This is a genomic window from Furfurilactobacillus curtus (assembly GCF_054657915.1).
In genome coordinates this window covers 270,069-284,352 of record NZ_BAAHXU010000001.1, presented here as the reverse complement: position 1 = coordinate 284,352, position 14,284 = coordinate 270,069, and the positions used below count along the sequence as shown (strand labels likewise).

Here is a 14,284-nt window from a genome sequence, read left to right as displayed (position 1 = left end):
TACGATCAACTTATTTAATTTGAATCTTACAGATTTTGAATAGACTGAATCGTCTTGCTGTCGCGATACCGAATAAGATCATAACAGAGGTTGCCTTTTTGATTTAAGTAGGTAACCTCCCAGACAGGTTGCCCATTTCGGATTCCTAAGCCAACGTTCAATACCTTTTTAGGTTGCTGTTTCGACCAAACTCGTTGCAAAATGGCCGTCTTAGTCTGACCGGCTTTAACATGTACAATCGTGACGTGGCCATTTTTTTTGGCAACAATGACATAAACCGATTTGCCTTTACGATTATGGCCGTTAACAGCATAATACGTCTGTTGACGGTTAAAGGTTAGAAAGCCCTTTGCATCATTAACCCCTGCTTTTCGCGCAATCTGAACCGTCTGTTTGGCCGCAGTATTTGCCGGACGCAGTGCCTCATGAAAAACAATCATTACGCTGCCGACAATTAGGATAACTGCCAGCACGCTCCACAGGGTAATTTGACCCCAATTTTTTCGTTGTCGTCGACGACGCTGCATAGTCATCCTCCATCCTGTCTGCAATAACGAAATTAATTATAGCAAACTTGCCCGGTCAAACAATGCTCCGCTCAGGATCTGAAAAAATTTTGTGTTTGCTTAATGATTTCGGCGGTTGACTGGTTTGTGACCCGTAAAGATTTTGGCAACGCCTTTTGCATTGTTAATCCATATCGTTTGGCAGTTAATCGTGCATCTAAAACCACCACTACTCCCCGATCTGTCTCAGAACGGATCAAGCGGCCAATGCCTTGACGTAGACGCAATGTGGCCTTAGGTAAGGCTGACGCATAAAACGGGTTATGTCCATTAGCTTCCAATTGCGCATTAGTCGCCGCCACGAGCAAATCTGTTGGCGAATCGAATGGTAATCGTGTAATGATCACAAGCTCCAATGCCTCATTAGGCAGATCAATACCTTCCCAATAACTGGCTGCCCCGAGTAAAATGGCATTATTTTCTGTCGTAAAGCGTTTTAAATTCTTCTCTCGACTACCTGTCACTCCCTGAGCATATACCGGCGTTTGCGTATCATCCAACAAACCATGGGTTAACTCTCGATAAACTTCGTTAATGGCAGCTAGCGAATTAAACAGGACTAAGGTTTGCCGTTTCGTTGCCATCGTTAACTTGGCAATTGTTTCGGCCCAATAGTGATATTGCACGTCTGGGCGCCCCAGGTTCATCGCCGGCGCATCACTGGCCACCAAGAGGCGAGCCTGACGCTCATAATCAAATGCCTCTGGTAAGCGTTTTGTCGTGGTGGCGTCTTTATCTAAATCTAGCTGCGCCATAAGGTAGTTTGCCCGACTTGAGGTGAACAGCGTTGCGCCCGTGAAGGTCGGCCGCTGAAAATAGTGATAGACGTGGTCATTTAACCAACCTGCGGCCATCAATAACCCGCCACTTAATTCTAAACTTGTGGAATCCCCATACTGATTTTGTTTCAGCCAGTAAACATGACTGGTTTTTTCTTCACCTAATTGTTCATAAAAAAGCTGCAATTGGGCAAATAAGCCATCAATTTGCGCCAAGGTTTGTTCGAATTCATGCATTAATGCCTGATCAGAAGTCAGCCATTTACGCTGATTGGCAGCAAAACGCCGGCGGAGCTTGGCCACATTGGTCAATAGTGGCGTTTTGGCCCCCATCAAGGCGGCAAATGCCCCAGATTCGTTTTGAAAGAGTTGACGTAAGGATGCATTGTCCACCAGTTGTTCAACAATGCGCGTACCCTTGGCGGTCATTTGCGCCCTCATCAAGAATTGTCGATACAGCGCTTGGGCAAATTGATCAAGGTCGGCATCTAAGCGTACTAAAATTGTCGCCAGCTGTCGCAATGCATTCGTTGCCGCGCTGTCTTCATCAAACATCGCCGTCAAATGATGGTCATGTTGATTAAAGATGTTCGCCTGTGCGTGATGGAGCAATGAAATCCAGTCATGAAACCGGACTGTCTCTCGATGATGGGTTGCCGCAACATCCGGTAAGTGTTGGGCCTCATCAACCAGTAAAAAGGGGTGGTGACCTAATAATGTTTCCAGTTGTGCGGCATTTTGACTCAAATACGCGTGGTTAACCACTACCAAGTTGGCCTGACGAATGCGATTATCCAAACGGCGTAAATAATCATCTTCATAGAAGGGATTCTTCTTAGATAGACTAGCCAAGCCACGATGGGTAATTTCCTCAAATAACGGGGCCCGATATGAATTCAAGTGAAGCTCGTCTAAGTCACCAGTACGAGTATCAAGCAACCAGACTAAGATACGTGCCTTTAAAAATTGACTCTGTTGTGAATGATCGGGAACATTTAATACGGCAGAAAAACGGGATAGGTCAAGATAGTGGTGACTGCCCTTTACCGCGACGACATTGAAAGCAAATGGTAACATCTGTCGTAATTTGGGGACGGTTTCGGTCATAAATTGCTCTTGAAGTAACGTCGTCTGTGTGGAAATGACGGTCGCCGTCCCAGTTTGTGACAAATAAGCAAAAGGAACCGCGTAACCTAACGATTTTCCAATACCGGTGGGTGCCTCGATGATCAGATTATGGGTATTTGGATGGCTATAATTGTTAAAAATGGCGTTCATCATCTTGGCCTGACCATCGCGCCAGTCGATGACTGTCCCCCATTGTTTTTGCTTAGCAACTTTTGATTTTGGAAATGCGCGTGGTTGCCCGAGATCAACCGGTTTAATCGGGTCCGGTTCATGTAAAACCAGCCGAGCCCGAACATACTGCCCTGCTGGCAATTTAGCCGGTTGACGGCGGGCCATCGTCAAAGCCGTTTGAAATATCGTAGCCGTATCGGCTGGCAGGGATAAATGCAAAGCGATCAATTGACGTAATGTATTAATGGGTAGTTCGCGTAATCGTGTTAGCAAATCAATAAGCAAAATTGCCGTGGCATCCGCATCCGAGTCGGCAGTATGTGGCTGATCGTGCTCAATTTTAAAGTGGGCACTTAGGTCCCGCAAACGAAAACTAGTTAAAGTTGGAAATAGAATTTGCGTCAATGTCACCGTATCAATGGCCGAGATTGACAAGGCTGGATATCCGACTCGGCTAAATTCTGCATTCAAGAATGGAAAATCAAAATTCACATTATGTGCCACGAACACGGTTCCTTGTAGCATGGCATATAAAGAGCCAGCAATGTCGTCAAAATAAGGCGCGTGGCTGACTACTTTATTCGTAATCCCCGTTAAGTGGATAATATTATTGGGAATGGAGCGTCCCGGATTAACTTTTGTACTATAACGATTAATGACGCGCCCTGATTGCACGAAAGCACAGCCAATCTGGATAACGCGATCACCATCATTTACACTGGTTCCCGTTGTTTCAATATCAACTACGGCATAGATTGTGTCAGTATTCATCGAATTTACAAACGCCTTTCATCAAAACGCCATGTGTACAGCAAATGTACCGCGGATAAACGGTTTGACGCCTTGATTTCATTTATCTAATCCTTAATCTAGTCTTATTCTACTCTGATTAATGACGCTGGCAAAGACTTCCTCCGTTATTCACGCGCCCACCGCTGTGGTATGATAATGTTCGTAAATTATCAAAAGGGGTGAACGATTATGCAAACTGGTCATGGCCGCGCCCATGCCAAAATAATCTTGATTGGCGAACATAGCGTTGTTCACCAGCAGCCCGCTATCGCCTTGCCACTACAAGGGCTGCCGGTAACGGCCATCTTAACAGCTCACAAGTCTGAGCAGCAATTAGTCAGTGATTACTTTAGTGGCGCATTATCCGATTTGCCAGGGCAATTCTCAGGCATTCACGTCCTGCTTGAACGGCTACTAAATCGTTTCCACGTGCCTAATTTAGGTTTTGAATTGGAACTAACTAGTGATATTCCTGAAGAACGTGGGATGGGATCCTCTGCAGCGGTTGCAACGGCTATCACGCGTGCTGTTTATGACTTTTTTGACATACCACTTGACCAAACAACGCTGCTCAAAACAGTTAATATCGAAGAAGTAATTACTCATGGGACCCCATCAGGTATTGATGCGGCGACAGTTAGCGCAAATCGACCCATTTGGTTTATTAAGGGGCAGCCGCTCCAAGAGTTGCCGGTTAACTTATCGGCTACCTTAGTGGTCGGCGACACTGGTGTCACGGGACAGACTGGACTAGCCGTAAATTCGGTGAATGAACTTCTGACTGACGACGAACGGCCGCACATTGGCCAAAATCTCGTAAATCATCTGGGCCAATTAACTTGGCAAGCTGCGACTTGTTTGCGAGACAACCAGCCTGAACGACTTGGTCAGTTGATGAATCAGGCTCAGGTCGATCTAGCAGCGCTGGGCGTTAGCCACCCGGTTATTGAACACCTGGTGTCGGTTGCTAATCGAGCTGGTGCCTTAGGCAGTAAGCTTACTGGTAGTGGCTTGGGCGGATGTATGATTAGCCTCGCTGCCAATCAGCAAAGCGCTAGAAAAATCCAGCAGGCACTATTGAATGCTGGTGCAATTGCCACTTGGATTGAACCCTTTGGGCATTCCGAGTCGTTGTAATTGAATCCACCAATATCATTCAACCATCAAATTGACCAACAAGTCTTAACTAATTAATTTATTTAAAGAGGAATTTTTTAATGACCATTTCAACCACACCAATCACTGCTCGCGCCCATACGAACATTGCGCTAGTGAAGTATTGGGGAAAAGCTGACGAGCACTTGATGCTGCCAACAAATGATTCAATTTCTTTAACATTGGATCAATTTTTTTCAACCAACACGGTTCAATTTGACCCAAGATTAACCGTTGACGAGATTAATTTGGATGGAATCTCATTACCAGCCGACGGACAACAACGAATTCGCCAGTTCATGGATTTGGTTCGGCAGCGGGCGCGCCAAACAATGTTTGCGCACATCACGACGACTAATCAAGTTCCGACCGCTGCAGGATTGGCGTCATCAGCCTCAGGTTTTGCCGCATTGGCCGGAGCTGCTGCTAAAGCAGCGGGCTTGTCAACGGCCCCTCGCGACTTGTCACGTTTGGCTCGACGTGGGTCTGGCTCTGCAAGTCGATCGATTTTTGGTGGCTTCGTCCAATGGCACGCTGGCCATAACGACGAAACTTCCTTTGCGGAGCCGATTGTTGAAGCTGTAGATTGGCCGATTCGGATGATTGCAGTGGTTGTTTCACGTCAAAAGAAAAAAATAAGTAGTCGAGTTGGTATGAAGGCTTCACAGCAATCCCCCTATTTTCAAGACTGGGTGCGCCTGGCTAATGCAAATATTGCACCGATGACAGCCGCATTGCTTAAAAAAGATATAAACCAAGTTGGTCGAATTGCTGAGCATAACGCGATGTCGATGCATGCGACGACGCTTAGCGCGACCCCACCATTTACATACTTTAATGCCGATACATTGCGTGTCTTCGATATTGTCGGCGACTTGCGCAGTGAGGGCGTAAACTGCTATTATACGATGGATGCCGGTCCAAACGTTAAAGTCATCTGTGAGGATCAGGATGTTGAAACGGTCTTAGGGCGCTTGCGACCAGAATTTGGTCCAAACAATCTTGTGGTTGCAAAACCAGGCCCTGGACTAACCTATCGATAAGTTTAAATTTAACTCTTGACGATGTTTGCACGCAGTTTGCCGGTGCATACATTTTTTGTCTTTGAAAGGACATGATTAATTGATTAGCGTGCAAGCACCCGGAAAGCTTTATCTCGCGGGAGAATATGCGGTTGTTGAAGCAGGCTACCCAGCCATTATCGTTGCCTTAAATCAATTTGTAACGGTAACGATTGAAGAAAGTCAAAACTTTGGCACGATCGATTCCGAGCAGTACAAAGAAACTTCAGTTAATTGGCGCCGCTCTGGCGATGAATTAGTTTTTGATAATCGCGACAATCCTTTCCACTATCTGTTGTCGGCGATTCGCTTAACTGAGTCTTATGCTCGTGCCTGTGGCCGTGATTTGAAATTTTATCATCTATCTGTCAATTCTCAATTGGATAGCAAAGATGGCAAAAAGTTTGGTTTGGGTTCATCGGCGGCCGTCACAGTGGGCACCGTTAAAGCCCTCTGCAAATTTTATCAATTACCGATCACGAAGGATACATTATTTAAATTAGCGGCTATCGCGCATCTTGATGTCCAAGGAAATGGATCCTTGGGCGATATTGCTGCGTCTGTTTATGGTGGCTGGATTGCCTATCATTCCTTTGATCACCAGTGGTTAGCTGAACAACGCCAACAATTATCCTTAATTGATCTGCTCGCCTTAGATTGGCCAGGATTATCCATTGAATTGTTGACGCCACCTGACGATTTACGCTTGTTAATCGGTTGGACTGGTTCACCAGCGTCTACTTCTCACCTAGTTGATAAAGTAACATGGGCAAAAAGTGTGGACCAGATCGAATATCGACACTTTTTGACGGCTAGTCGTGACTGTTTGAATCGAATGATTGACGGTTTTCGTCGCGGTGCGATTGATATTATTCAACGTGAGATTCGCACTAACCGTCACCTCTTACAACATTTGAGTTCCTTCAGTCATGTTCCGATCGAAACGGTTGCGTTAAATACACTTTGTGCGATCGCTGAAGATCATGGTGGTGCTGCCAAGACATCTGGTGCCGGTGGCGGCGATTGTGGTATCGTTTTAATCAATCGACACGAAGCAATCGACACCTTGCTCCAAGACTGGGAAGCAGAAGGAATTACCACCCTACCGTTGAGTGTTCATAACGTGTTGGATTTAGTCTAGTTGTTAATTAGTTATATTACTTTTACACTAAAATTGGTGGACGAAGATATGGAGTGTCCTTATGGCAAAAACAACCCCATCGGCCCATGCTCATCGTAAGGATGAACATCTTGCCATCGCCGAAAAACGTTTCAAAACAGCGGCCTCGGCTGGCTTTGATCAAGTTCGACTGATTCATCGAGGGCTGCCCGAATTGGATCAAAATGACATCCGTATGAAAAGTCAGTTTGGCGATTTGTCGTTGGACTGGCCCTTTTACATTGAGGCAATGACCGGCGGATCGCCACGAACTGGGATTATCAATGAACAGCTTGCCCGCGTGGCTGCTGCTAGTGGCATTGCCATGGCGGTCGGTTCGCAAAGCATTGCGATTAGCGAACCGGAGCAACTGAAAACCTTTAAAACTGTCCGTGAAAACAATCCTAATGGTGTGATTTTTGCCAATGTTGGCGCGGGTGTTTCAGTGGCAGTTGCCCAGCAAGCCGTTGAGATGATTCAAGCCAATGCCTTAGAAGTTCATATCAACAGTGTTCAAGAACTGATCATGCCTGAGGGTGATCGTAACTTTCACTGGTTGGCCCGCTTGACTAACTTGATTAACGCGGTCGACGTCCCGGTGATTGTTAAAGAAGTCGGCTTTGGGATGAGTCGCGAAACCGCGGTCCAACTTGAGCAAAGTGGTATCAAGTATGTAAATATTAGCGGCCGAGGTGGCACAAATTTCGCCCAAATTGAAAATGAGCGACTTGTCGATCACCACCTGGATTATCTTAGCGATTGGGGACAGACAACGGTTGAGTCCTTGCTGGAGCTTCAGAAAACCCCCTTACATGTTGCAGCCTCGGGGGGCGTGCGAACACCGTTAGATGTCATTAAATCTTTGGTGCTAGGTGCTGATGCAGTGGGCGTAGCTGGCTACTTTTTACACGAACTTATGACCAATGGTGAGACTGCACTACTCGCTTTAATTCAACAATGGCAACAAGATCTGCGTAAGCTTTACCTATTAGCCGGTTGTCAGACCACTGCTGAACTACGGCAAGCCCCTTATATTTTGAGTTCAAACTTATTATCTTATCGTCAGCAACGACAGTTCTGATTCACTTCAAAAAACTTAAAAACGACTTTTCACTTCACAAAAAGGAAAAGTCGTTTTTAAGTTTTTTTGTGATTTAATCAGTGAAATGCGGCTGAAAACGTAAACCCTTGGGGTACCCATTTTTGAGTGTTTGCCCCACGACTTTACCAAAACCGATCCCGTTACCATTGACGGTCGCTAATGTCCACCCGTGCCCTGGTTCAGTGAGGGACACCGTATCACCATGAACAAAGTCACCCCACTGCGACCGGTCCAGCGCCACTCGGGGGCTATAGTGGGTTGGCTGAATCGCTAAGGCCAACGCAAACGCTGGCTCAAAACGGTTCTTCTTCAATGTCCCTAAGTGTAAGCCGGGGCGGATAATTCTTAGACGACCTAGATCTGGTGTGTTAGCCGGCAAAGCCGACAACTGATCACCAAAAACAACTAATTGTTCATCATTGATGTCTGTTAACCCATGCTGTTGAGCAAAATCATGCCACAGAGATAATGCGGCAGCATCCGGCCTTGGCAGCCGGGGTTTAGCCCATTTTCGTTTGGTAACCTCGCGATCACTGCGGCGAATGAGGCTGGCGATAAAGTGCCCTTCACCGTTTGCGTGATGCGGAAAAACTCGCCCAGCTCGTGCTAATTGAGGTTGATTATCACCCCAAGCTGGGCGCGCTGCCTCTAATCCTGGAAATAGCGGTAAGTCGACTAATTCAAATTCAGGATAATTCTGCAATAGCCAGGCCATCATTTGTTCGTCCTCTTCAGGAGCGAAGGTACACGTTGAGTAAATGAGGTGTCCACCTGGTTTGACCATTTTAACGGCTTCACTTAAGATTTCTTGTTGCCGTTGGGCGCAGATCTTCGGATAGTCAAGCGACCAAAAAGTCATAGCTTCTGGATCTTTGCGAAACATGCCTTCTCCTGAACAGGGCGCATCAACCACGACTTTATCAAAAAAATTAGGCAGTTGTGCGGCTAGGTGTTCAGATGTTTCATTGGTTACCACAGCATTGGTAATCCCAAACCGCTCCACATTTTCTGATAGCACTGCTGCCCGTTTAGCAAAGATTTCGTTAGTTAATAACACCCCTTGACCAGCTAATCCTGCTGCCAGTTGAGTGGTCTTACCACCTGGAGCGGCACATAAGTCTAAGATCAACTCGCCAGGCCGCGCATCAGCAACTGCCCCGACTAACATTGCCGAGGGCTCTTGACTATAAACAACCCCCGTCGTGTGATCAGGTGTGTGCCCACTTACTTGACCAAAATAACCGTTAGGAACGCCAGTTGGCTTGTTCAGGCTAAAATCAGCCGGCACTGCATTTTCTTTTAATGGATTGGTGCGAAAACCGTGTTGAACCGGTTGATCAAAACTGGCCAAAAAATCCGCCGCTTCATCCTCTCCCATCAAATGCTGATATTTTTGTGCATAACCATCTGGTAATCGCATCAAATTCTCCTTCCTCATCCTACAAAACCTCAAATAATTCTACACCGGCATGGACTTCACGTCACGTCCGATGTCCTTGTTAAGCAACGACTTGACTAAGATTGGTTGCCGATTCATGTTTTTTTCGGTATGGTGGTTATCATAAATTAAGTTAAGTCAGCCTGCCAGGAGGAATTGATCCGTGAGTCGTAAATTAATTGCTATTGATTTGGATGGGACCACGCTAAATAACCAGTCCATAATTTCACCATTAACTAAACAAGTACTACAACAGGCAAGTGCTGCCGGACATATCGTCAGTATTGTGACTGGTCGTCCTTATCGAATTTCGCAGCAATTTTACGATGAGCTGGGTCTTCATTCTGCGATGATTAATTTTAATGGGTCGCTGGGCCATTTACCTCATCACCAATGGACCAAGGAATATCAATATACGATCGATCGCGAGATTGCACTAGATTTGTTAGCTCATCAACAAGATCTGGGCATCGAAACAATTGCGGCAGAAAACAAGGCACACGTTTGGGCCAATCATCAAAGTGATGGTACGATTGATTTTTTCCCAAAAATCCTGAGACAGCAGCAAGTCCTTAACGCAACAAATTTAACGGATAATCCGACCGCGCTGACGCTTTATTTCTCGGAATCACATCGAAAACAACTCATTGAGGACTTGCTTTCCCGTTACGGGAAACAGATTGATTTAAACGTCTGGGGCGGCCCATGGCCTGTTTTGGAAGTGGCTCATAAAGGCATCGAAAAAGCGACGGGTCTTGAATTTCTTGCGCAAACTTACCAAATTGATCGCGAAAACATCATAGCTTTCGGTGACGAGGGCAATGATCAATCGATGATTGCTTATGCCGGCTGGGGTGTCGCAATGGCCAATGGGATTGATGACTTAAAAGCCATCGCCCAAGATGTCACCTCCGTCGATAATGATCATGATGGCCTTGCTCACTATCTGCAAGAATATTTGAGTTTACCAACACTGCTGGCAGAGGCGCAATGATTGCAATTTGTCGGTGAAAGCGCCATCATAAAGTTAACCAATCAGTTGAATTGATGCTTATGGCTGCTAACCGCCATCTAAGGGGGAATTTTCATGACTGAGGAAAACGTTCTGTTTAACCCAGGGGACGCGATTGCTAATGCCCATGATTACAACGAAGTTTATCAAAGTGCTCAAATTTATAAACATCATAACCCGCACACCCTCTTTATTGTTTCGGAAAGTGATGGTACACCGTACGTTTTATTTGATCAAGATGCAGTTACAAATCAGGGCCACGACCAAAAGAAATATCGCGTTATTAAAAAAATGTAGTTTTAAAAAAGATCGTTTCTTTAGCCATCAAGGCTAAAGAAACGATCTTTTTGACTGGACTTTAATCGGACCCAGTCTGTCTCAAACGCTGCAGTAGATAGACGGCAACAATTACAAGCACTGATCCGATAACTTCCATTACACTAATTTGTAAGTGAAAGAAAATAATACTAAGAATAAATGTGACTACCGGCTGAACCGCATCTACGATGCTGATGACGGCCGAGGGAGCAAAATTCAAACTATAAAGTAGTGTGGAAAATGCTAAGATGGTCCCCACCAAAATAACACTGCCAATAGAAGCCACTAGTTGTGGTGTAATAGGCGGCGTATCCACCCAAAATGGACGCGCTAAGTTAAATAGGATGCCACTGATGAACATTCCCCACCCTAACACGACAATCGGCGAATGCTCCGCCACGATTGCCCGTGGTAAAACGACATAACAAGCCGCGGTGACCCCCGATAAAATGCCCCAAATAATCGAAGGAACTGGGACTGCCAGCGTATGGATGTTTCCCTTTGTAATCGCTAAGAACACACCTAATAACGCAATGGCAAAGGCAATTAAATCTGAACGCATGGGTAATTCTCGTTTAAACACCAAGGCTCCTAAGACGATGAATAGCGGGCTCAGGTACTGCAAAATTGTCGCCGCCGAAGCATTACCCGTTTTGATACTCATATAAAAAGTAAAGAGATTCGCCATCAAGCCTAACAATGCGTAGGCGACTAGCCAACCGACCAATCGCCAGGATTTAAATAGCGAAAAAATCCGATTGCGTTCTTGAAACCAACCGATAATCAATAAAATAGTTCCAGCACCTAACGTACGTACCGATAAAAACCAGGTGGCAGGAATATTTTGTCCTTGCGAAATGTACTGAAGAATGGTCCCCGAAATTCCCCACATCGTGGAGGCAAACGCGGCCCAAAAGATTCCTTTAGAATAATTTTGTGCTTTCATGTGACTTCCTTACTTCAAAATAGACTTATAAAAATAAACGTTCACTAATGCTCAAATGCTTGTGCAGCTTTAATCGCTATTTGCCAACCTTGGTACAGTCTAGAACGTCGAACGGCTGACATGGTCGGCACAAATTGTGCACCATCGGCATACAATTTGCGCAATTCTGCTTGATCGTGCCAAAAATCCACCGCCAGGCCGGCAAGAAAAGCGGCGCCCAAAGCGGTTGTTTCATTGATCTTTGCACGTTGAATGGTTGTATTTAAAATATCTGCTTGAAATTGCATCAAGTAGTCGTTTTGAGCAGCACCACCATCCACATGTAAGGTCGCAATTGCCAACCCTGTGTCTGCGACCATGGTGTCCACGACATCCCGTGTTTGATAAGCAATTGCTTGTAAGGTGGCACGAACAAACGCGGCTTTGCTGGTTCCACGGGTCAACCCGAAAACGGCACCGCGCAATTCTTGATCCCAATATGGGGCTCCTAATCCAGTAAAAGCGGGCACCACATAGATACCATCATCGCCTTCAACTTGATTGGCAAGCTTTTCTGTTTCAGTCGCAGATGTTACTAGTGCAAGGCCATCTCGCAACCATTGGACTGCAGAACCAGCAACAAAGATGGATCCCTCTAAGGCATAATTAACCTGCCCATTTAATCCGTAAGCAACGGTCGTTAAGAGCCCCTTATTCGAGAGGATCGGCTGTGATCCGGTATTCATCACAATAAAAGCGCCAGTACCATATGTGTTTTTGACATTTCCTTCATCAAAGGCTGTCTGTCCGAATAAGGCGGCCTGCTGATCACCGGCGATCCCACAGATCGGTACCGAAACACCTGACATCGTATAGTCAGCTGTATAACCATATATCTCTGACGAACTACGAACCTCCGGCAGCAACCCTCGTGGAATGTTAAATGTTGTTAGTAGCTCTTGATCCCACTGCAGCTCATGAATATTAAATAGCATCGTCCGACTAGCATTAGTATAATCTGTGGCGTGTACTTTGCCCCCGGTTAATTTCCATAGCAACCATGTATCGATTGTCCCAAATAGTAAGTCACCATTTTCTGCCCTTGTTCGACAGCCGGGCACCTGATCAAGAAGCCATTTGATCTTAGAGGCGGAGAAGTATGAATCAATGACCAATCCCGTCTTCTGATGAATTTTATCCGCCAGACCAGCTGCTTGCCAGTCGTCTGCAATCGAGGCTGTTTGTTTTGATTGCCACACGATTGCATGGTATACCGGTTTACCAGTTTTCTTATCCCAAATGATCGTCGTTTCTCGTTGGTTCGTGATCCCGATTCCGCGAATTTTATACGGTGGAATGTGTGCTTGGATGAGGGCATCAGCCATCACTGATTGGACACTTTCCCAAATTTCTTCCGGATCATGTTCGACCCACCCTGGTTTGGGAAAATATTGGGGGAATTCCTTTTGCGCTTTGCCGATTACTTGACCTTGATGATTAAAAATCATGGCCCGACTGCTCGTGGTCCCTTGATCAATCGCCATCACGTACTGTTCATCGTTCATAAATTGACTCCTATCTGCCGTTATGAAATTAAGCCTCTGTTAATTTTAGCAAATTTCAAGGGATCTATTCCACCCGATTCCGCATTTGACGTAAACGTTCTTGAGTCGCTTCATCGAAAAAATTACCACTGACATCAACAGTTGTGACGAGATCCATGAAACTTTCTGGATCAATGCGATTTACCGTGTTTTTTAAATCATAAAGTTCATAACGGGAAATAACGATCATTAACGTCGCGTTTGTCTGATTGCTGAACCCACCACGTGAAGGTAAGACGGTAATGCCGCGAAATAAGTGACTGCGCAAGTCCTGAATCATCTCCTCAGGATGACTAGTAACAATTAAAGCAGTCATTTTTTGGTGTCGCGTATGAATTGTGTCCACCATGCGGGAAGTCGCATAGATTGTGATAATCGTAAATAAGGCATTTTCCCAACCAATAAAAAAACCAGCAACGGCAACAATGCCTGAATTCAACAACAAAGTTAAGGTGCCAATAGACCGGCCTGTCGTTTTTTGTAACACCATTGCAATAATATCCATGCCACCGGTTGAAAAACCAAATCGAAAAGGAAATCCGATGCCAATACCCGTTAGGATGCCGCCAAACAGCGCATTTAGCAATGCATTATGCGATACGCTCACCTCAGGAATTACAATGGCTAAAATCGAGGTCACGATTGCGTTGGCAAAACTCCAAGCGGTGAACTTAGGTCCAATTTTATGCCACCCCATAATGCCGATTGGTAAATTAAAGGCAAGAATGAACCAACCTGTTGAAACATGGATGTTAGTTGCTACCAATCCCCAATGTAACAGTTGAGCAATCCCATTTAGACCGCCTGAAAAAATATCGCTAGGAATTAAAAATTCATTTAACGCGACTGCACAACAAATCGATGAAAATAAGAGAATTACGATTTTAATGAGGCCATCTTGATCTTGCCAACGTGCCATAAGCGCACTCCTCCGTTTGTTTTAATGTTCCAATTAAACCACATTCTTCTAATGTCTGACCACCAGATTTACCAGTTAATCACAGAATTACCCTTGTTACGTCATTTCCATGATGAAGCTTGGTTAGAAATCAGCATGAAAGCCCTTAAAATAAC

At 45.4% G+C, this 14,284-nt stretch carries 12 protein-coding genes; 6 read left to right on the top strand and 6 right to left on the bottom strand.

All coding sequences use genetic code 11. The annotated features are described in order from the left end of the window. Positions 1 to 26: 26 nt before the first annotated feature. Both ACYQ0Y_RS01555 and ACYQ0Y_RS01550 read right to left on the bottom strand, forming a co-directional pair. The gene (locus ACYQ0Y_RS01555; protein ID WP_407882275.1) at positions 27 to 527 is read right to left on the bottom strand and encodes a cell wall elongation regulator TseB-like domain-containing protein; all 501 of its coding nucleotides are present in this window, start codon (positions 525 to 527) and stop codon (positions 27 to 29) included. 71 nt (positions 528 to 598) lie between these two features. Then, complete coding sequence (locus tag ACYQ0Y_RS01550; RefSeq protein WP_407882274.1) at positions 599 to 3,415, bottom strand: helicase C-terminal domain-containing protein; 2,817 nt, start codon at positions 3,413 to 3,415, stop codon at positions 599 to 601. Positions 3,416 to 3,625: 210 nt separating this feature from the next. Between ACYQ0Y_RS01550 and mvk the strand changes: the two genes are divergently transcribed. The 4 genes from mvk to fni all read left to right on the top strand — a co-directional run bounded on the left by mvk (position 3,626) and on the right by fni (position 7,892). Next, complete coding sequence (mvk, locus tag ACYQ0Y_RS01545; RefSeq protein WP_407882273.1) at positions 3,626 to 4,573, top strand: mevalonate kinase; 948 nt, start codon at positions 3,626 to 3,628, stop codon at positions 4,571 to 4,573. An 80-nt stretch (positions 4,574 to 4,653) separates the two neighbouring features. Continuing rightward, on the top strand, positions 4,654 to 5,634 hold the full coding sequence (mvaD, locus tag ACYQ0Y_RS01540) for a diphosphomevalonate decarboxylase (protein WP_407882272.1): 981 nt from the start codon (positions 4,654 to 4,656) through the stop codon (positions 5,632 to 5,634). Between the two features lie 79 nt (positions 5,635 to 5,713). Beyond that, complete coding sequence (locus ACYQ0Y_RS01535) at positions 5,714 to 6,793, top strand: phosphomevalonate kinase (RefSeq protein WP_407882271.1); 1,080 nt, start codon at positions 5,714 to 5,716, stop codon at positions 6,791 to 6,793. Positions 6,794 to 6,854: 61 nt separating this feature from the next. Next, positions 6,855 to 7,892, top strand: a complete 1,038-nt coding sequence (fni, locus tag ACYQ0Y_RS01530) for a type 2 isopentenyl-diphosphate Delta-isomerase (protein WP_407882270.1) — start codon at positions 6,855 to 6,857, stop codon at positions 7,890 to 7,892. 73 nt (positions 7,893 to 7,965) lie between these two features. Here fni and ACYQ0Y_RS01525 read toward each other — a convergent pair whose 3' ends face one another. Next, positions 7,966 to 9,351 (bottom strand): RsmF rRNA methyltransferase first C-terminal domain-containing protein, encoded by a 1,386-nt coding sequence (locus ACYQ0Y_RS01525; RefSeq protein ID WP_407882269.1) that lies wholly within the window; start codon positions 9,349 to 9,351, stop codon positions 7,966 to 7,968. 163 nt (positions 9,352 to 9,514) lie between these two features. On the opposite strand from ACYQ0Y_RS01525, the gene ACYQ0Y_RS01520 reads away from it, so the two are divergent. Together ACYQ0Y_RS01520 and ACYQ0Y_RS01515 are read left to right on the top strand one after the other, a co-directional pair. Further along, a complete protein-coding gene (locus ACYQ0Y_RS01520; protein ID WP_407882268.1) occupies positions 9,515 to 10,345 on the top strand; it encodes a Cof-type HAD-IIB family hydrolase in 831 nt (276 codons plus the stop codon). Between the two features lie 93 nt (positions 10,346 to 10,438). Further along, positions 10,439 to 10,660: a hypothetical protein gene (locus ACYQ0Y_RS01515; protein WP_407882267.1), complete on the top strand. Its 222-nt coding sequence runs from the start codon at positions 10,439 to 10,441 to the stop codon at positions 10,658 to 10,660. A gap of 61 nt (positions 10,661 to 10,721) precedes the next feature. Here ACYQ0Y_RS01515 and ACYQ0Y_RS01510 read toward each other — a convergent pair whose 3' ends face one another. From ACYQ0Y_RS01510 to ACYQ0Y_RS01500, 3 genes are all read right to left on the bottom strand, one after another. Further along, positions 10,722 to 11,627, bottom strand: a complete 906-nt coding sequence (locus ACYQ0Y_RS01510; RefSeq protein ID WP_407882266.1) for a DMT family transporter — start codon at positions 11,625 to 11,627, stop codon at positions 10,722 to 10,724. A 44-nt stretch (positions 11,628 to 11,671) separates the two neighbouring features. Then, positions 11,672 to 13,171: a glycerol kinase GlpK gene (gene glpK / locus ACYQ0Y_RS01505; RefSeq protein WP_407882265.1), complete on the bottom strand. Its 1,500-nt coding sequence runs from the start codon at positions 13,169 to 13,171 to the stop codon at positions 11,672 to 11,674. Positions 13,172 to 13,235: 64 nt separating this feature from the next. Beyond that, positions 13,236 to 14,129 carry a YitT family protein gene (locus ACYQ0Y_RS01500; RefSeq protein WP_407882264.1) on the bottom strand — a complete coding sequence of 298 codons (894 nt, stop codon included), beginning with the start codon at positions 14,127 to 14,129 and terminating at the stop codon, positions 13,236 to 13,238. Positions 14,130 to 14,284: the final 155 nt, after the last annotated feature.

Coding starts and splice junctions, on each gene's coding strand:
- ACYQ0Y_RS01515 (WP_407882267.1), top strand. CDS start 10,439: ATGACTGAGGAAAACGTTCTGTTTAACCCAGGGGACGCGATTGCTAAT.
- ACYQ0Y_RS01500 (WP_407882264.1), bottom strand. CDS start 14,129: ATGGCACGTTGGCAAGATCAAGATGGCCTCATTAAAATCGTAATTCTC.
- mvk (WP_407882273.1), top strand. CDS start 3,626: ATGCAAACTGGTCATGGCCGCGCCCATGCCAAAATAATCTTGATTGGC.
- glpK (WP_407882265.1), bottom strand. CDS start 13,171: ATGAACGATGAACAGTACGTGATGGCGATTGATCAAGGGACCACGAGC.
- ACYQ0Y_RS01555 (WP_407882275.1), bottom strand. CDS start 527: ATGCAGCGTCGTCGACGACAACGAAAAAATTGGGGTCAAATTACCCTG.
- mvaD (WP_407882272.1), top strand. CDS start 4,654: ATGACCATTTCAACCACACCAATCACTGCTCGCGCCCATACGAACATT.
- ACYQ0Y_RS01525 (WP_407882269.1), bottom strand. CDS start 9,351: ATGAGGAAGGAGAATTTGATGCGATTACCAGATGGTTATGCACAAAAA.
- fni (WP_407882270.1), top strand. CDS start 6,855: ATGGCAAAAACAACCCCATCGGCCCATGCTCATCGTAAGGATGAACAT.
- ACYQ0Y_RS01550 (WP_407882274.1), bottom strand. CDS start 3,415: ATGAATACTGACACAATCTATGCCGTAGTTGATATTGAAACAACGGGA.
- ACYQ0Y_RS01510 (WP_407882266.1), bottom strand. CDS start 11,627: ATGAAAGCACAAAATTATTCTAAAGGAATCTTTTGGGCCGCGTTTGCC.